Below are 17533 nucleotides of genomic sequence, written 5' to 3'. Positions count from 1 at the left end.
TTCAGCCTAACGGGACGGTCAGGCCGAATGCCCTGTGATGTGTTCGGGAACAATCCGGACGAGCACCCGCACGACCTCCGGCGGTTCTGCCGGGAAGACGTCGCCGGTGTACTTGCGGGCCAGCTCGTCGTTCAGCTCGCGGCCGCCCTCGACGGTGACCTCGGCGCGGCCGCGGATCTCGACGTAGTTCTCCGGATCGGCCAGGTCGAAGACGGACAGCGACACCCGCGGGTCACGGCGGATGTTGCGCTCCTTGCGCCGGCCCTGGACGGTCACGAAGACCACGGTGTCGCCGTCGCGGCGCGCCCAGACGACGGAGCTCTGCGGCGAGCCGTCGGCGTTGGTGGTGGCGACGACCGGGTAGTTGCGGCCGTCGAGGAGGGCCTTGGTCGCGTCGTTGAAGGTCATGGTTCAGACCTTATTTGACGTTCCCGGCAACCTTCTCGACGTGCAGCCGGACGACGACGCGTTCGACCTCCGGGCCTTCCGGCGGCGGGTCCTGGGCGAGGTACTTGTGGCTGAGCGCCTTCGGCAGGGTCTTGCCGGGGTCGGCGGTGATCGTCACGGTGCCGCGCAGCTGCGTGTGCCGGTAGGGGTTCGCGGCGTCGACGATCGACACGCTCACGCGCGGGTCGCGCCGCAGGTTGCGGACCTTGCGGCGGTCCTCGGTTGCGCTGAAGACGAGGTCACCGTCGTCCAGGCCGATCCAGATGACGGAGGTCTGCGGCCCGCCGTCGGGGTCGAGGGTGGCGACCGTGGCGAAGTTCTTCCCGTCGATCAGCGCGCGGACGTCGTCCGAGAGGGTGAAGGCCATATCACGCCGAACCGGCGCCGGCTCGGCCCTATTCCGCTGGCAAGCCGACAACAGCGCGAGCCGGACCTACTCCGCGGCCAGCAGCAGTGCCGTCGCGAAGGCCGCGATGCCCTCGCCGCGCCCCGTCAGCCCCAAGCCATCCGACGTCGTTCCCGAGACGCTCACCGGGCCGCCGATGGCCTCCGACAGCACCTTCTGCGCCTCCTCGCGCCGCTTTCCCACGCGAGGCGCGTTGCCGACGATCTGCACCGTCGCGTTCCCGACCCGCCAGCCCGCCGCCGTGAGCAGGCCGCGGACCTCGGTGAGCATGTCCGCGCCGTGTGCGCCGTCCATGCGGGGGTCTCCCGTGCCGAACACCGCTCCCAGGTCGCCGAGTCCCGCCGCCGACAGGAGCGCGTCGCACAGGGCGTGCGCTGCGACGTCGCCGTCGGAGTGGCCGGCGCAGCCGTCGACGCCCGGCCAGAGCAGGCCGGCGATCCAGCAGTCGCGGCCCGGTTCGATCGGGTGGACGTCCACCCCGTTGCCGATCCTCACAGCGTCTCCTCGTTCTTGGGGGCCGCTGCGATCGCCTCGGCGAGGGAAAGTTCGAAGTCGGTCGTGACGCGCATCGCGTCCGGATGCCCCGGGACCGTCGCGGCGCCCGCCTGCACCGCGCCCGCGAGATCGGGTGACGCGGCGGAGAGGAACGCCGAGACGGTGAAGCCGATCGGCGTTTGGGCCGTGCGCAGCCGCGAGCGGTCCTCCGTGCCGATGATCAGCGACGCCGAATCGGTCACCTTCACCGTGTCGGCCATCGGCAGCACCGGGACGACGACGGGAGAAGCGTCACTCACCGCAGTAATGACGTCACTCACCGTTTGAGCAGGACAGAAGGCCCGCAGAGCGTCGTGGAGGAGTACAACTGAGTCACGGGGAAGCTCGGACTCGACCACGGCGAAGGCCTGCCGGGGCGAGCCGGAGACGACCTGGCAGTCCATGCCCCGGACCGCCTCGGAAAACGAAAAAGCACACCGCTGGGGGGCCGCCACGAGCACCAGATCGATCTCCGGTACGCCGAGCAGCCCCCGCACGGTGTGCGTGAGTAGCGCCTCACCATGGACCGGCGTGAGAGCGAGCTCTCCGTCGGAGGCATGATGTGCGACGGTCACGATCACGACGACGTTCATCGGTTCGCGATCGTAGAGGCACCTGCCCGCCCGTCGAGCAGGGTGCCCTGGGCTTTAGACCGTCGCGGTTTCCAGGACTTCGTCGAGGAGGACTTCAGCCTTGTCCTCGTCGGTGCCCTCCGCGAGCGCGAGCTCGCTGACCAGAATTTGCCGAGCCTTCGCCAGCATGCGCTTCTCGCCGGCTGAAAGTCCTCGGTCCTTCTCTCGCCGCCAGAGGTCGCGCACCACTTCGGCCACCTTGTTCACATCGCCGGAGGCGAGCTTCTCGAGGTTGGCCTTGTACCGACGAGACCAGTTCGTTGGTTCCTCGGTGTGCGGAGCACGCAGAACGTCGAAGACCTTGTCCAGTCCTTCTTGCCCGACGACATCGCGTACGCCTACGATCTCGGCGTTGTCAGCGGGCACGCGAACCGTGAGATCCCCTTGCGCGACCTTGAGGACGAGGTACTTCTTTTCCTCGCCCTTGATCACGCGGGTCTCGATGGCTTCGATGAGTGCGGCACCGTGGTGCGGGTAGACGACGGTCTCTCCGACCTTGAAAACCATGTGTCCTCTGCCCCTTTCGCTGACCCCATCCTACCACGGTCCGCCAGTGCCCACCTAGCGGGCCGGACTCGTCCTCGCAGGTCAGCGGCCTGGGCGGGGGTTGACAAACGTCGGACCCCCGTGCTCACGCAGGTGGCCGGGACGGGTGTCAACGGGCACAACGAATTCCTTTGTGGACGGTTGATCTTGAGGGCAACGCGAGCCGGTTCCGCGCGGGAGATCGCTCCCGGCTAGTCTTCGCGGTGACGAGGCCGTGAAAAGGGAAGGACTGCGACGTGAGGCTGCAGAATCGTCGCGTGCTCGGCGCGGGCGTGCTGGCGCTCGGTGCCGCGCTCGTGCTCGCCGGGTGCGGGGCCGGCCAGATCACCCAGACCGACACCCAGCAGCCCGCGGTCAACGGTACGTACGCCCAGGTCAAGACCATCGTCCTGCGGGACGTCGCGGTTCAGTACCCGACGTCCGGCGCGGGTTACCCGGCCGGCGCGACCCCGGCGCTGACCCTGACGATCGTGAACCAGGGCGCCCAGGACGACTCGCTCGTCTCGGTGACCGTGGACGGCGCGCAGGCGACCGTCGGCGGCTCGAAGGACATCGTCGCCGGGCACTCCCTGGTGATCGGCCCGGACGACGCGGTCGAGTCCATCAACGAGGCGCAGCCCACATCTTCGGGCGCGCCGACCTCGTCTTCGGAAGCCCCGACGTCGACCGGCACCAGCTCGACGGGCACCAGCTCCACCGGCACCGCGACTTCGTCCTCGTCGGCCGAAGCGCCGTCGACCAGCGCGACGCCGACCGCCGCCCCGGCGACCGTCGGCAAGGGCACCGTGACGCTGCCCGCGCTGAAGCAGCCGCTCTGGCCGGGTCAGGTCATCAAGGTCACGTTCGTCTTCCGGAACGCCGGACCGGTGACCGTCGACCTGCCCGTCGCGGCGCCGGCGCACGTCAAGGAGTAGGTCCCCGGTTTTGTCGGTGGTCGCCGCTAGCCTCGCGGGGTGAAGAAAGGCATCACCTACCGCTGCGGGAGCTGCGGCTACGAAGCGGCCAAGTGGCTGGGCCGCTGTCCGGAGTGCCAGGCGTGGGGCTCGTTCGAGGAACGCGGTGCGCCGGCCAAGCCGGCGATCCAGCGTGTCGCCGCTGGCGCGCCGAGTGCGCCCGCGCGGCCGATCGGCGAGGTCGACGTCGAAACGGCGCGCGCCCGCCACACCGGGGTCTCGGAGCTCGACCGGGTGCTCGGTGGTGGCCTGGTGCCGGGCGCGGTGGTGCTGCTCGCGGGTGAGCCGGGTGTCGGCAAGTCGACCCTGCTGCTCGAAGTCGCTTACCAGTGGGCAAAAACGGTCGATCGGTCCCTGTACGTCACGGGCGAGGAGTCCGCGGGCCAGGTCCGGTTGCGCGCGGAGCGAACGGGCAACGTCCACGACCGCATGTACCTGGCCGCCGAGAGCGACCTCTCCGCCATCCTCGGGCACGTCGACGACGTCAAGCCGGGCGTGCTGATCGTCGACTCGGTCCAGACCATGGCGTCCCCGCAGGCCGAAGGCTCACCGGGCGGGGTGACGCAGGTCAAGGCGGTGACGGCCGGGCTGGTCGCGCTGGCCAAGGAGCGCGGGCTGCCGGTTGTGCTGGTGGGGCACGTCACGAAGGACGGCTCGGTGGCCGGCCCGCGCGTGCTCGAGCACCTGGTGGACGTGGTGCTGCAGTTCGAGGGGGACAAGCACTCGACGCTGCGCATGCTGCGCGGCATCAAGAACCGGTTCGGCGCGTCCGACGAGATCGGCTGCTTCGAGCTCGTGGAAGAAGGCATCGTCGGGGTGCCCGACCCGTCGGGGCTGTTCATCAGCCAGACGGCGGAGCCGGTGCCGGGCACGGCGATCACGGTCTCGATGGAGGGCAAGCGGCCGCTGCTGGGCGAGGTCCAGGCGCTGGTGTCGTCGACGTCGGCACCCCAGCCGCGGCGCGCGGTCAGCGGCCTCGACTCGGCGCGCGTCGCGATGGTGCTGGCGGTGCTGGAGAAGCGCGGCGGCTTGAAGCTCGGCGACAAGGACGTCTACACGGCGACGGTCGGCGGCATGAAGATCACCGAGCCGGGCATCGACCTGGCGCTGGTGCTGGCCTTGACGTCATCCTTCGGTGACGTCGCTTTGTCGCCCCGCCTGGTGTCGGTGGGCGAAGTGGGGCTGGCGGGCGAGATCCGCCGGGTGCCGAGCGTGGGCCGCCGCCTGGCGGAAGCGGCCCGGCTCGGCTTCACGTACGCGCTGGTGCCGCCGGACTCGGGAAAGCCGCCGCCGGGGATCCGGGTGCTGGAGGTGGCGAACGTCGCGGATGCGCTGAACGCGGCCAGTCACGCGCGCTGATCATCCGGACGTCCGGGTGATCGCGAACGAGCAGATCGCGCGGGGGCTCGGGCGGATCCGGGTTCCGGGACGTGATTGTGGTCTTCGGCGGCCCGGCTCGGCTTGATGCACGTGCTGGAGGTGGCGAACGTCGCGGATGCGCTGAACGCGGCCAGTCACGCGCGCTGATCACCCCGAAGTCCGGGTGATCGCGAACGAGTACACCGTCGGCAGGTCCTCAGGGGGCGGGATCGTACCGTCGGCCCGGGGGACCGTCGTGGTGGCCATCTGCGGCTCCGACGTGGTGGTCGGCGGGGGCAGGGCAGCGCTCGACGGGGGCAGGACCGCGCTCGACGGGGTGTTGGGTGTGCCCTCGGGCGGCCCGGGACGGCTGGTCGTCGGGACGAAGGCCGGCCGGTCCTCCCAGGCCAGCAGCACTGCCGTTTTCGGGTCGAGGTACAGGCGCTGGTTGCTGTCCTTCGCGACCAGGACCGTCGCAGGCCGGCCGTCCGGGGTGTGGCCGTCGGTCGCCACGAACCCGCCGATGATTCCGCCGAACGCGTCGGACAGCGCGAACCGGATGTCCTTGCGGACCAGGCCCGTCTCCAGTGCGGTGCGCACCATCGTGAGCGCTTCCGTGGGGGTGTGCATCTTCCCGCTGTCCTTCTCGGTGATCGTGTCGAAGTTCAGGCGCTTGGACAGCTTCCCGCGGTCGGGGGTGAGCGAAGCGATGAAGGCCGCGTCCGGGGCCAGCCAGTTCTCGAACGGCGTGTTCCACCTCGGGTTCTCCTGCCCGCCCAGGTTCTGCGCGGTGCCGAACCGGCCGGCCGGGCCGTTCTCGTCGAACGGCTTCAGGCTCAGCTCGGGCTTCGTCGACTTGTCGAGCCCGCGCACGGCGCCCGTCCACTTCGTGCGCCGGTGCCAGACGCCGGTGGGGTCGGCCGGGATCCACAGCTCGATCGACTGCTGGATCTTGACCAGCTTGTCGAACAGGATCCCGTCCAGCCAGGTGAGCTTCTGCGTGTAGTGGAACTCGCCCGGCGCGAGCGGGCGGTCGATGTCCGGGATCGTCGCGGCCGGCTGGGCCGGGTCCGAGGCCGGCGTCCGCAGGGAAGTGACGATCGCGAGCCCGCCGACCAGCATGACGACGGCCGCGGCCACCGCGATCCACCGCCAGGTCCCGGTCCGGCGTGGCTGGGGTGGCGCTTCCGCTGTGCCGGCAGCCGTCATGAGGGACGCGCGGGCGAAGGCCAGCCTGTCGTCGTCGCCGGTGCCGGCGTGGAGGTCCGACAGCGCCGCGTCGAGTTCGGCCTCGGACCAGATCTTCCGGACGTTGTCTTCACGCAAGGTCCTGCACCTCCTCCTGAGCCGGGGCGTTCGTCCTGAGCCAGCGTCTGATCCGGTGCAACCGGGACCGGACCGTACCCGGCGGGATCCCGAGGGCCTCGGCGACCTCGGCCGGCTCGAGCCCGGCCCACGACACGAGCAGCAGCGTGTCGCGGTCGGCCGGGCTGAGCTTGGCCAGCGCGCCGGCCAGCTGCGCCGCGCGGACCTGGGCGTCGACCTGCTCGGCGACGCGGCCGTCGTGCGCCGCGTGGCTGTTTTCCCCGGTGCGCGCCAGCCGCGCGGTGGCCTGCAGCCCGCGCATCTCGGACCGCACGTGGTGGCGCAGCAGGTTGGTGGCGATGCCGTAGAGCCACGACCGCGCGGTACCCAGCTCCGGCCGGTAGGTCTCCCGGCGCCGGAGCGCGACGAGGAAGGTCTCGGCGACGAGGTCGTTCGCCGGTTCGGCGCCGACCCGCCGGGCGAGGTACCGGCGCAAGGCCGCGGCATGGGCGTCGAAGAGCCGGCCGAACGCCGGCCCGGGCTCAGCCCCGCCCAGGTCGGGGCGGTCGTGCCCCCAGATCTCGGATCCCTCGTGGATCACCTGCATGCCCCCAGTTGCCCGCACGCGTCCCGAGCGTTCACGGCCGAACCTACCTTCGGCGTGATCCATCCGGGGTGGGGTTAGAGACGAAAGTCGGATTCTGCCGGGATCATCCCTCGGTGAGGCGTTGGCCAACCGACGTCACAACTGGGGAAGGATCGTCATGCGCAGATTCCGGCTGGGATTCGTCACGCTCGTGGCCGCCATGGGGCTCGTCGCGCTGCCCGCGGTGGCCCAAGCCTCCACCGAGGCCGTGCTCAACATCCAGTACCAAGTACAAGAGACGGGCTACTGGTGCGGCCCGGCCGCCACGCGGATCGCCATGTCCGCGCGGACCGGGAACCTGCCGAGCCAGGGCACTCTCGCGTCCCAGCTCGGCACGACCACCAACGGCACGGACTGGATCGGCCAGGTCACCGGTGTCCTCAACGGCGATCTCGGCACCTCCTGGTACGAGACCAAGGAGATGCCGAACGACCCGCCGACACAGGCGCAGCGTGACCTGCTGTGGAACGACATCGTGCTCGACATCAACAACGGCTACGCGATCGTCGCCAACATCGTCGCGCCCGCGAACAACCACCCGCCGGGCTACCCGAACTACACGATCTACCACTACTTCACGGTGATCGGGTACGACAGCTCCGACATGACGGTCAAGATCGCCGACCCGGCCAGCTTCGGCGGGAACCAGATCTACTGGCTCAGCTTCGACCAGCTCGCGACGCTGATCCCGCCGAAGGGCTACGCCGCTTAGATCGCCAGCAGCCCCCAATAAACCGCCCAGGGGACGAACACCACGCCGCCGGCCAGCACCACCGTGAGCCGCGGGGTGCGGTGCCGCCACCACGCCACCGCCGTGCCGATGGTGGCGGCCACCGCGCCCAGCGAGAGCAGCTGCAGTGCGAGCCACGGCAGTGGCCGGCCCGCGACGACCGGGCCCAGGCCCTTGCCCATGGTCGTCTGGATCAGCACGTCCACCACCAGGAAACCGAGCACCGCGAGCAACCCGGTCGCGCTCAGCCAGCGTGCCGAAGCGGCCGCCGGACCACGACGGAACAGCGGGTAGAAAGCGAACGCCACCACCAGCAAGAGCAGCACGGCCAGTTGCAGCCACGTCGACTCGTACCAGGCGAGCGGGGCCAACGAAATGCTCGTCCGGTCCTGCGCCGGCGCCGCGTCGGCGGTCGACTGCGCGGGCAGGTTGTGCACCCAGGTGCCCACCAGTTCCAGGTAGCCAGGCGCGTAGCCCGGCAGCTTGTCGAAGCCGTCAGTGGTCCGGCGCAGCTGGTGCTGCGCGTCCGGGAAGCCCCGCAACGTGTAGTGCGCCAACGAATCCTGGAAGATCCGGAGCGCCTCGCCGGGCGGGGTCAGGACGTCCTTCGCGCCCCACAAGCCGAGTACCGGTTGACGCAGGCTCTTCAGCACCGCCACGGAGTCGTACCGCGCCTCCGGGAACGCCCCGCCGCCGACGAGCTGACGCATCATCGTCGACGACGCCATCCGCACGATCGAGCCGTCCATTCCCAGGCGCCGCAACTGGTTCTCGATCGCCCACGCCTGCTGTTGCGACGGCTCGACGCCGTTGGCCCCCAGCGTCACCACAAAAGCGACGTCTGCGGAACGAGAAGCCGCCAGCGGGGCGACCCAGCCCCCTTCGCTCAACCCCCAGACGCCGACCCGCGCCGGATCGACCTCCGGCCGTTTCCGCAGGGCCTCGACGGCCGCCAAAGCATCGTCGGCGAGGGTCGAGTACGACCGTGAGAACAGCGAGTAGCCTTCGGTGCGCTTGTCGTAGATGAGTGTCGCGATGCCTTGCCTCGCAAAGGCTTCCGCTTCAAAACGGTGGTCGTTGCGGGTGTGTTCCCCCGACCCGTCGACCAGCACCAGGCCCGGCAGTTTCGACCCGCCGGGTGGGGCGACGACGGTGCCGTGCAACGTCACCCCGCCGTTCTGGAACGTGACGTCGTTGTTGGTCAGATCGGCCGCCGACGCCGGTGGCGCGAGCGCCGTGACCGCCAGGATCACCCCGGCCAGTAGTAGAGCCCCTCTTCGCATGTGAGATCCCCTGTCATGTCATTCCCCTGGTTCCGGGAACGCCAGCAGGCGCACGAGCACGCGCCGCGCTTCCGGTGACCGGTCGTCCTCGGCTCGCCAGTACCGGCGGAACAGCTCCATGTAGTCGTTCCAGAACTGCAGCAGCTCCTCGGCGGTGAGCCAGGTGCCGCCGCGCGCGTAGAGCAGCGCGTCCGGCCAGTCGCCGGGCAGTTCGTCGCGCTTTTCCGCGAACCGGTTGAGCTTTTCGAGGTCGTCCTCGAACCCCTGCCGCTGCATGTCGTCGAACAGCACTTGGGATTCGGCGCTCTGCTCACTGCGGCGCGGCCAGCGGATGTCCCGCGGCCGCGTCCGCCACCACCGTTCCTTGCCCCGCGCGAGCTCCGGGACGTCCTCGACGAACCCGAACCGCGCCAGCTCCCGCAGGTGGTAGCTGGTCGCGCCGGTGTTCTCGCCGAGGGCCTGCGCGAGCTTCGTGGCCGTCGCCGGCCCGGCCGTCAACACGCCGAGTATTCGGCGACGTAGCGGGTGCGTGACGGCCTTGAGGGCGTCCGGGTCGAGCTCTTCCGGTGGTGGAGCGCTGGTCATGACCCCAAGGTAGCCGTGCAAAGGAAATTATGCAAAGGAATCTATGCACGTGGGATTCCCGAGTTGGCGGACCCGCGTCTTACTATCCGTGTTCATGTGGTCTCGAGGGGTCAGTCGACGTGGCTGAGCCGAACTTGCCCGCCCGGCAGCTGGGCCGACAGCTGAAGCGGATGCGCGAACGGCTCGGCATGACGCAGGACGAAGCGGGCGCGCCGCTGCGCATGTCGACGAGCAAGCTGTCGCGCATCGAAACCGGCTACCTGCCGCCGTACCACGACTTCCGGGCGCTGCTGGACCGGTACAACGTGGTCGTCTCGGACTGGGACGAGTACATCGCCGCGTACGACCGCGCCAAGGAGAAGGGCTGGTGGCACCACTACGGGGTGGGCAATCGCGGCTTCCTGCCCATCGAAGCCGAGGCCAGCAAGGTCAAGGTCTTCCAGTTCGGCTACATCCCAGGGCTGCTGCAGACTGAGGCGTACATGCGCGAGGTCTTCGCCGCGGCGCGCGTGCAGATGAAGCCGAAGGTGCTGGAGAACCAGGTCACCGTGCGACTGCTCCGGCAGCTGCGGCTCACCGACGCGCCGATCCTGAAGTTCCACGCGATCATCGACGAGCACGCGCTCCGACGGCCGGTCCTCGGGCGCGCTGAGCGGCAGGAACAGTTGCAGTACCTGGTTGACCGGGCACGGCTGCCGAACGTCACGGTGCAGGTGGTGCCCGAAGACATCGGGGCGTACCCCGGTCAGTTCGGCAACCTGATCGTCGCGAGCTTCGATGACTCCGAGGAACCGGATATCGCCTACGTGGAGCACATCTTCGGGTCGGTTCACGTTGAGAAGGAGGCAGAGGTCTCCGCTGCTAAGCTGGCGTTCAAGGATTTCGCTGATCGGGCCCTGGATGCGGAGGACTCGATCGCGTTGATCGAACGGCTCTGAGCGGGAGGCTGCGGTGTCCACTGTAGACAAACGGTGGTTCAAGAGCAGCTACAGCGGTGATGGTGCCGGCAGCGACTGTGTTGAGGTGGCTTTCGGCGCGCCTGTCGCCGTGCGGGATTCCAAAGCCCCCGAAGGCGAACTCCACCTGAGCGCCGCCGCCTGGTCGGCTTTCCTCACCAAATCGGGTGATCGCTGAACTTCCGCAGCGTCTGCATCGACGGCCGCACGTAGAACATCCCCGCCAGGAAACCCATGGTGGCGAAGGCGAGCGTCGAGAACGTCGTGAGCAGGTCCGGCGCGCCGAGCTCCGGGCTGTCGCGCCACACGCGGAACACGATCGGCACCGCGCACGCCCCGAGGATCAGGATCAGCGTCAGCACGTAGGTGAACAGCAGCGCGTTGCGGGCCGATGCCGCGCTCGCGACGACCAGGTAGTCACCACGCAGGCAGCGGCGGGACGAGAGCACCAGCACCGCGATCGCCAGCACACCCAGCGGCGGCAGGACCGCTGCGGCTTTCCCGAGGAGCGTGTCCGGGAAGGCGTGGCCGTGGACGATGCCCTGCAGGAACGTCGTGAGGCCGAAGAGCAGCACCATCCCGGTGATCATCGAGCACCCGACGACCACCGAACCCCAGCGCACCCGCTCGGCGAACCGGGGTGGCAGCGGCACGAATTCGACCTGACCGAACGTCCCCTGCATCCACCACCTCCGAATGCCGTCAAGGCCACCTTACGGGCGTCTGACGCCTGCAAGGTGGCCTTGACGGCAGTTCGGACCGAAAGGGCTAACTGGCGGCCAGCAAGTTGGCGCACCGGATGAGCCCGATGTGCGAATACGCCTGCGGATGATTGCCGAGCGACCGTTCGGCGATGGGGTCGTACTGCTCCGGCAGCAACCCCGTCGGGCCGGCGGCCGCGACGATCTGGTCGAACAGCTCCTGCGCCTCGGTGCGCCGCCCGGTGAGCAGGTACGCCTCGATCAGCCACGCCGCGCAGATGTGGAAGCCGCCCTCGCCACCCGGCAGGCCGTCGTCGCGGCGGTAACGGTACACAGTGGACCCACTGCGCAGCTCCGCCTCGATCGCGGTCACCGTCTGCTGGAAGCGCTCGTCGGCCGGGTCGATCAGCCCGGTGAGCCCGACGAACAGCGACGCCGCGTCCAGGTCCGTGCCGTCGTAGGCCGTGGTGAACGCCTGGACCTCGTCGTTCCAGCCGTGGGTGAGGACGTCGTCCTTGATCGCGTCACGCAGCGTGGGCCACGCGCCCGGCACGCCCCGGCCGTACTGCTCGCCGAGCTTCACCGCACGGTCGATGGTCACCCAGCACATCACGCGCGAGTAGACCCGGTGGCGCGGCACGTGCCGCTCCTCCCAGATCCCGTGGTCCGGCTCGTTCCAGCGCCGCGTCACGGCTTCCGCCATGGCACGGACCATCTGCCAGTCCTCGTCACGCAGGTCGCCGCGCGCCGCGGCGAGGGTGCCGACCAGCTCGACGACCGGGCCGAAGACGTCCAGCTGCACCTGGTGGTTCGCCAGGTTGCCGACGCGCACCGGCCGCGAACCGGCGTACCCGGGCAGCGACTCGATCACGGCTTCGGCGCCGATGACACTGCCGGACAGCGTGTACAGCGGGTGGAGCCGCTCCGGGCCGGCCAGCGTCGCGAGCACACCGTGGAGCCACTTGAGGTACCCCTCGGCCTCCTCGATCGAGCCCAGGTGCACGAGCTCCCGCACGGTCATCGCGGCGTCGCGGATCCAGCAGTAGCGGTAGTCCCAGTTGCGGACGCCGCCGATCTCCTCCGGCAGCGACGACGTCGCCGCGGCGAGCACCCCGCCGGAGTCGGTGTTGACCAGGCCGCGCAGGGTCAGCGCCGAGCGCAGCACCAGGTCGGTCTGCACCTTCGGCAGCTGCAGCTTGGACGTCCACTCGCTCCAGTAGCGGCCCGCGCGGTCGCGGCGTTCCACTTCGGACAGTTCGTGCGGGCCGAGGTCCGGCGTGCCGCAGCGCAGCTCCAGCACGACCGGCCGGGTCGGCGTCGGCTGCACGAGCGCGGTCGCGGTGTCGTGCATGCCGTCGGAGGTGATGGTCCACTCGACCCCCGGCGCGTAGAGCACGAACGGCTCCGACGTGCCGAGCACCTTGACCCCACCCTCGGTGATCTCCAGCTTGACCGGCACACCGCCGAACTCGGGACGCGGCGCGAACGTGACGTCCGCCTGCGCTTCCCCGGAGATCACGCGGATCAGGTCGGTCCGGTGCTGCGGGCTCTCCGGCTCGAGGTAGTCGGTGACGAGCAGGCGCGACCAGCGCGTCTCGACCGTCATCGTGTTCGGCAGGTAGCGCTGCCCGAGCGGGAGGCCGTTGCGGTGCGGCTTGATGGAGAAGTGGCCCGCACCCTCGCCGCCGAGCAGGTCGGCGAAGACCGCCGGCGCGTCCGGGCCGGGGTGGCACAGCCAGGTCAGCTTCGCGTCCGGCGTCACGAGCGCGACCGAGCGCTCGTTGGCCAGCATCGACAGCCGCTCGATCGGGGGCGCCGACTCGCCGTACAGCCAGTTGCGCCGCTCCTCCAGCAGGAAGCCGAGGACCAGCGCGACGTCGACGGTGTCGGGCACGCGGAACCCGGCGAGCGTCTCGCCGTCACCGACCTTGATGCCCAGGTCCGGGCCGGAGAGCCGGGCGAAGGCCTTCTCGTCGGTGACGTCGTCGCCGAGGAAGATCGCCGCGGTGGCGCCGACCTGGTGGCGCAGGATGTCGAGCGCGCGTCCCTTGTCCGTCTGGACGACCGCGAGCTCGACCACCTCCTTGCCGTCGGTGGTCGACACGCCCTCCCATGTGGACGGTCCGGTGTGGACGGCCGCGAGCACCCGCCGGCCGGCCTCGTGCTCGGCGCGGCGCACGTGCACCGCGATGCTGGCCGGCTTGACCTCCAGCGACACCCCCGGGACGTCCAGCACGAGCTGTTCGAGCTCGGACTCCAGCCGCCGGTGCAGCTCACGCGCCTTTTCGTCGAGCGCGTGGATGAAGCCGATGTCGAACTCCGAGCCGTGGCTGCCGACGAGGTTCACCTCGGACGGCAGCCGCGAGAGCGTCGCGAGGTCACGCAGGGCGCGGCCCGAGATGACGGCGGTGGTGGTCTCGTGCAGACCGGCGAGCGATCTGAGGGCCCCGACGGACTCCGGCAGCGGGCGTGCCTCGTCCGGGTTGAGCGTGATGGGTGCCAGCGTGCCGTCGTAGTCGCAGGCGACCAGCAGTCGCGGAGTACGGGCGATCTGCACGATCGCGCGCCGCAGCTCGGCGGGCAGGGCCTCGGCAGTCAACACTCCTCCTCAGGAGCTCATGCGTGGTCGGGACCAATCAGTCGACCGCTTCGGCACCCAGAGCTTGCAGGAACGAGCGTGCCCATCGATCGACGTCATGGGTGAGGACCTGGCGACGCATGGCGCGCATCCGGCGACGGCCCTCAGCCGGGTCGAGCGTAATGGCAGCCACTAGAGCATCCTTCACCCCGTCCAGGTCGTGGGGGTTGACGAGGAATGCGCTAGAGAGCTCGGCGGCCGCCCCGGCGAACTCGGACAGCACCAGCGCGCCCCCGAGGTCGTGCCGCGCGGCGACGTACTCCTTGCAGACGAGGTTCATGCCGTCACGCAGCGGCGTCACGACCATGACGTCGGCGGCGGAGAAGAAGCCGGCCAGCTCGGTGCGGTCGACCGACTGGTGCAGGTAGTGCACGACCGGGTGGCCGACGCGGGAGAACTCGCCGTTGATCCGGCCGACCATCTGCTCGATCTCGCCGCGCATCCGCTGGTAGTGCTCGACGCGCTCGCGGCTGGGGGTGGCGAGCTGCACGAACGTGACGTCGTCCGGTTGCAGCCTGCCTTCGTGGAGCAGCTCGTGCAGCGCCTGGAGCCGCAGGTCGATGCCCTTGGTGTAGTCGAGCCTGTCGACGCCGAGCATGACCGTCTTGGGGTTGCCGAGGTCGCGCCGCAGCTGCGCGGCCCGCTCCTGGACACCCTTCGTGCGGGCGAGGTTGTCGAGCCCGGCGGCGTCGATCGAGATGGGGAAGGCGCCGACCCGGACGGTCCGGTCGCCGACCTGCATGGTGCCCGGCCGCGACCGGACGCCGACCGCGCCGCGCGTCGACTCGAGGCCGATCAGCTGGCGGCACAGCCAGAGGAAGTTCTGCGCCCCGCCGGGGCGGTGGAAGCCGACCAGGTCCGCGCCGGTCAGGCCGCGGATGATCGCGGCGCGCCACGGCATCTGCATGAACAGCTCGACCGGCGGGAAGGGGATGTGCAGGAAGAAGCCGATGCGCAGGTCCGGCCGCAGCTCACGCAGCATCGCCGGCACCAGCTGCAGCTGGTAGTCCTGGATCCACACCGTCGCGCCCTGGGCGGCGACCTCGGCGCTGGCCTGGGCGAAGCGGCGGTTCACCTTGACGTAGCTGTTCCACCACACGCGGTCGAACACCGGACGCTCGACGACGTCGTGGTAGAGCGGCCAGAGCGTCGCGTTGGAGAAACCCTCGTAGTAGTCGCGGACCTCGTCACTGCTCAGCGAGACCGGGTGCAGCACGAGCCCGTCGTCGTCGAACTCCTCGACGTCGACGTCCGGGACGCCCGGCCAGCCGACCCACGCGCCCTTCCGGGAGCGAAGGAACGGCTCGAGCGCCGACACCAGCCCGCCCGGACTCGCCGTCCAGCGGCGTTCACCGTCCGTCGTGCGCTCGAGGTCCACCGGAAGCCGGTTCGCCACCACGACGAAATCGGCTGATCTCGTGTTCTCCTTCGGGTCACTCACAGCAGCTGCTCCTCGCGTCCTGGGTCGCGGCCCCAGAGTGAAACCCTATCGCGTGAGCGATGAACAGCCGGTGACCGCAGCGTTACTCCAAGCTTCGTTCCGTCAGTTCGAGCGGACCAGCCATCCGTGGTCCGGCGAACCGGCGCTCGAGCCTGCCCAGGCCGGTGCGCACCGGCTGGGCGAGCCATTCCCCGAGTACCACGCCCGCTGCCAGCGCAAGCCCGATTGCGACGGCCGTCATGAGCGTCGAGAAGTTCCCGGTGGCCTCGACCCCGATCTGGTACAGACCACGGTAGGTCGAAAGGCCCGGAAGCAGCGGAGTGATCCCGGACACGGCGACGACGAGCGGGGTGACGCCCAGTCGTCGCGCGAGCACACCACCGCAGAACCCGACCAGCGTGGCGGCGATCGCGGACGAGCTGACGCCGTCCAACTTGGCCAGCATGAGCCCGCCGTAAACGGCGGCGCCGATGGTCCCGGCGGCCGCCGCGACCAGCATGGCGCGCATCTTGGAGTAGCTCGCGAGCGCGAAGCAGGCCGAGGCGCCGGCCCCGCCGATCACGACCAGCGGCAGGTCCTGCGGGGTCGAGCCGGTGACCTCCGGCAGCGGGGTGAGCGGCAGTTCGAGCAGGACGGCGATCCGCAGGGCGAGCACCACGCCGGCGATCAGTCCCGCCGACATCAGCACGGTCTCCATCGTGCGGCCGGCGGCGGTGACGTTGTACCCGGTGATGGCGTCCTGCACCGCCGAGACGGTGGAGAGCCCGGACAGCAGCACGGTCAACGCGGCCGCGACGACGAGCGTCGGCCGGTCGGTCGTCATCACCCCGCTGCTCACGACGGCCATCGCGGACAGCGTCGCGACCAGGCCGCCGATGACCTGCTGGAAGAAGAACGGCAGCGAGTAGCGGTTCACGAACCGGCCGATCCGGTCGATCACACCGCTGATGACAAACGCGACGAGCGCGATGTCGAAGCCGCCGCCGAGCAGGATGGTGATGAAGGCGGCGACCCCGCCCCAGGCCAGCGTCGCCACCCAGCGCGGGTACGGGTGCGGCGCCGAGGTGATCCGCTCCAGCTCGGTCTGCGCCTGCTCCGCGCCCATGTGGCCGCGCACGATCTTGCGCACGAGCTTCTCGGTCTCGGTGAGGCGTGTGTAGTCGAGGCTCCGGCTCCGCACGACGCGCAGAGCGGTGACCGGCGAGAGGTCGGTGCCGCGGTGGCAGGTCACGGTGATCGACGTGAAGATGACGTCGACCTCGCAGTGCGGCAGCCCCAGCGCATTGGCGATGGCGATGATGGTCGCGGTGACGTCCGACGCGCCCGCGCCGCTGGACATCTGGACCTCCCCGATGCGCAGGCTCAGGTCGAGGACGAAGTTGACGGTGGCCTCGTCGGGCAGCTGAGGCCCCATGGCCTCTTCGGCGTCGACGGCGGGCAGCTCACCGGTGGGCGCCTCGAGAACGTGCCACGGGCGGCGCTTGAGGAGGTTCGGGCGGTGGGTCTTCGGTGTTCTCTGCGCGGGAGGTTCCAGGACGGGCCATCTGGTCGCCTTGCCCCCGTTGGTGCGCTCGTTGATCTTCATGATCCATCCACCTCCTCGCTCTTCCTCCCGGACCATCGACGCGGGTGTGTCCACTGTTGCAGTGGCGTTGGCCACGTTGCCCATAGTGGCCCGGACCAGGCGATGCTGCCTGTCATCGGTGATCCCCACCGGGCCCGATACACTGTGGGCTGGCGCCTCGGCGCCAGGCCGCTATAGCTCAGCTGGTAGAGCATCTGTCTTGTAAACAGAAGGTCAGGGGTTCGAGCCCCCTTGGCGGCTCATCTCTGACCAGGGAGTCTCCGTTTTCGGGAGACTCCCTGGTCTCGTTCCGTCTCAGTTCCAGTCTCATTCGGTGCTCTACGCGGGTACGAGCGCGGACGTTGGCGGCTCTCCGTCGTCGTCCCCCGGCGCTTGCCAGAGCAGCCCGCCGAGCAGCGTGGCGATGCCGCGCCGGACCTCGTCGGGCACGTGCTGGTAGCGCTGGTCCATCGTGATCTTGGACCAGCCCATGACGTCCATGACGGCTCGCTCACCGATCCCGAGCGCAAGCAGGAATGTCGCCGCGGTGTGGCGAGCGTCGTGCAGCCGCGCTTCCCGCACTCCGGCGGCCTTGAGGACGGCCTTCCACTCGCCGTAGTCCGCCCGCGGGTCGGTGGGCTTGCCAGTGGGTTGTGCGAAGACCCACTGCCCGTCGTGCCACAGGTCGGCTGCGATCCGCCGTGCGGCTTCCTGCTGTTCCCGGTGCGCGAGCAGGGCCAGCACGAGCGGGAGAGGCACGCTGACAACCCGTCGGCCGACGCGGGACTTCGGCTCGACCACTGCCAG

At 69.7% G+C, this 17533-nt stretch carries 19 protein-coding genes and 1 tRNA gene; 6 read left to right on the top strand and 14 right to left on the bottom strand.

Annotation, left to right across the window (positions count from 1 at the left end; all coding sequences use genetic code 11):
• Positions 1 to 18: 18 nt before the first annotated feature.
• From ACIA5G_RS05530 to ACIA5G_RS05510, 5 genes are all read right to left on the bottom strand, one after another.
• Positions 19 to 408, bottom strand: coding sequence for a PPOX class F420-dependent oxidoreductase (locus tag ACIA5G_RS05530; protein WP_395920988.1), 390 nt, complete (start codon positions 406 to 408; stop codon positions 19 to 21).
• A gap of 10 nt (positions 409 to 418) precedes the next feature.
• Positions 419 to 814 carry a PPOX class F420-dependent oxidoreductase gene (locus ACIA5G_RS05525; protein ID WP_395920987.1) on the bottom strand — a complete coding sequence of 132 codons (396 nt, stop codon included), beginning with the start codon at positions 812 to 814 and terminating at the stop codon, positions 419 to 421.
• 66 nt (positions 815 to 880) lie between these two features.
• Positions 881 to 1348, bottom strand: a complete 468-nt coding sequence (ispF, locus tag ACIA5G_RS05520) for a 2-C-methyl-D-erythritol 2,4-cyclodiphosphate synthase (protein ID WP_395920986.1) — start codon at positions 1346 to 1348, stop codon at positions 881 to 883.
• Complete coding sequence (locus ACIA5G_RS05515) at positions 1345 to 1980, bottom strand: 2-C-methyl-D-erythritol 4-phosphate cytidylyltransferase (protein WP_395920985.1); 636 nt, start codon at positions 1978 to 1980, stop codon at positions 1345 to 1347. The genes ispF and ACIA5G_RS05515 overlap by 4 nt, the downstream gene beginning before the upstream one ends.
• A gap of 54 nt (positions 1981 to 2034) precedes the next feature.
• Complete coding sequence (locus ACIA5G_RS05510) at positions 2035 to 2526, bottom strand: CarD family transcriptional regulator (protein ID WP_004559016.1); 492 nt, start codon at positions 2524 to 2526, stop codon at positions 2035 to 2037.
• Positions 2527 to 2801: 275 nt separating this feature from the next.
• On the opposite strand from ACIA5G_RS05510, the gene ACIA5G_RS05505 reads away from it, so the two are divergent.
• A complete protein-coding gene (locus ACIA5G_RS05505) occupies positions 2802 to 3479 on the top strand; it encodes a hypothetical protein (protein WP_395920984.1) in 678 nt (225 codons plus the stop codon).
• A gap of 39 nt (positions 3480 to 3518) precedes the next feature.
• Positions 3519 to 4877, top strand: a complete 1359-nt coding sequence (radA, locus tag ACIA5G_RS05500) for a DNA repair protein RadA (RefSeq protein WP_395920983.1) — start codon at positions 3519 to 3521, stop codon at positions 4875 to 4877.
• A 168-nt stretch (positions 4878 to 5045) separates the two neighbouring features.
• On the opposite strand, the gene ACIA5G_RS05495 is transcribed toward radA, so the two are convergent.
• Positions 5046 to 6203, bottom strand: a complete 1158-nt coding sequence (locus ACIA5G_RS05495; RefSeq protein WP_395920982.1) for a hypothetical protein — start codon at positions 6201 to 6203, stop codon at positions 5046 to 5048.
• Positions 6196 to 6789, bottom strand: a complete 594-nt coding sequence (locus ACIA5G_RS05490; protein WP_395921896.1) for an RNA polymerase sigma factor — start codon at positions 6787 to 6789, stop codon at positions 6196 to 6198. Before ACIA5G_RS05490 ends, ACIA5G_RS05495 begins: the two co-directional genes overlap by 8 nt.
• A gap of 157 nt (positions 6790 to 6946) precedes the next feature.
• Here ACIA5G_RS05490 and ACIA5G_RS05485 point away from each other — a divergent pair, with 157 nt between their 5' ends.
• Positions 6947 to 7540, top strand: a complete 594-nt coding sequence (locus ACIA5G_RS05485) for a C39 family peptidase (protein WP_395920981.1) — start codon at positions 6947 to 6949, stop codon at positions 7538 to 7540.
• Here the strand turns inward: ACIA5G_RS05485 and ACIA5G_RS05480 are convergent.
• Together ACIA5G_RS05480 and ACIA5G_RS05475 are read right to left on the bottom strand one after the other, a co-directional pair.
• Complete coding sequence (locus tag ACIA5G_RS05480; protein WP_395921895.1) at positions 7537 to 8811, bottom strand: alpha/beta hydrolase family protein; 1275 nt, start codon at positions 8809 to 8811, stop codon at positions 7537 to 7539. The genes ACIA5G_RS05485 and ACIA5G_RS05480 overlap by 4 nt on opposite strands.
• A gap of 48 nt (positions 8812 to 8859) precedes the next feature.
• A complete protein-coding gene (locus tag ACIA5G_RS05475) occupies positions 8860 to 9426 on the bottom strand; it encodes an ArsR/SmtB family transcription factor (RefSeq protein ID WP_395920980.1) in 567 nt (188 codons plus the stop codon).
• Between the two features lie 119 nt (positions 9427 to 9545).
• On the opposite strand from ACIA5G_RS05475, the gene ACIA5G_RS05470 reads away from it, so the two are divergent.
• Positions 9546 to 10364: a helix-turn-helix domain-containing protein gene (locus ACIA5G_RS05470; RefSeq protein ID WP_395920979.1), complete on the top strand. Its 819-nt coding sequence runs from the start codon at positions 9546 to 9548 to the stop codon at positions 10362 to 10364.
• Positions 10365 to 10377: 13 nt separating this feature from the next.
• Entirely contained in the window at positions 10378 to 10560 is a 183-nt protein-coding gene (locus ACIA5G_RS05465) for a DUF397 domain-containing protein (RefSeq protein WP_395920978.1), read from the top strand.
• Here ACIA5G_RS05465 and ACIA5G_RS05460 read toward each other — a convergent pair.
• From ACIA5G_RS05460 to ACIA5G_RS05445, 4 genes are all read right to left on the bottom strand, one after another.
• Positions 10538 to 11065 (bottom strand): hypothetical protein, encoded by a 528-nt coding sequence (locus ACIA5G_RS05460; RefSeq protein ID WP_395920977.1) that lies wholly within the window; start codon positions 11063 to 11065, stop codon positions 10538 to 10540. The genes ACIA5G_RS05465 and ACIA5G_RS05460 overlap by 23 nt on opposite strands.
• Before the next feature lie 85 nt (positions 11066 to 11150).
• Entirely contained in the window at positions 11151 to 13685 is a 2535-nt protein-coding gene (otsB, locus tag ACIA5G_RS05455; RefSeq protein ID WP_395920976.1) for a trehalose-phosphatase, read from the bottom strand.
• A 34-nt stretch (positions 13686 to 13719) separates the two neighbouring features.
• Positions 13720 to 15162 (bottom strand): trehalose-6-phosphate synthase, encoded by a 1443-nt coding sequence (locus ACIA5G_RS05450; RefSeq protein WP_395920975.1) that lies wholly within the window; start codon positions 15160 to 15162, stop codon positions 13720 to 13722.
• An 82-nt stretch (positions 15163 to 15244) separates the two neighbouring features.
• Entirely contained in the window at positions 15245 to 16747 is a 1503-nt protein-coding gene (locus ACIA5G_RS05445; RefSeq protein WP_395920974.1) for a threonine/serine exporter ThrE family protein, read from the bottom strand.
• Between the two features lie 167 nt (positions 16748 to 16914).
• On the opposite strand from ACIA5G_RS05445, the gene ACIA5G_RS05440 reads away from it, so the two are divergent.
• Positions 16915 to 16987: transfer RNA gene (locus tag ACIA5G_RS05440), tRNA-Thr, on the top strand.
• Between the two features lie 78 nt (positions 16988 to 17065).
• On the opposite strand, the gene ACIA5G_RS05435 is transcribed toward ACIA5G_RS05440, so the two are convergent.
• Positions 17066 to 17485: a tyrosine-type recombinase/integrase gene (locus ACIA5G_RS05435; RefSeq protein ID WP_395920973.1), complete on the bottom strand. Its 420-nt coding sequence runs from the start codon at positions 17483 to 17485 to the stop codon at positions 17066 to 17068.
• Positions 17486 to 17533: the final 48 nt, after the last annotated feature.

Source organism: Amycolatopsis sp. NPDC051758 (assembly GCF_044453095.1).
Taxonomy (GTDB): domain Bacteria; phylum Actinomycetota; class Actinomycetes; order Mycobacteriales; family Pseudonocardiaceae; genus Amycolatopsis.
Note: the sequence above shows the minus strand (reverse complement) of the source record. Positions and strands in the feature narration are given on the sequence as shown.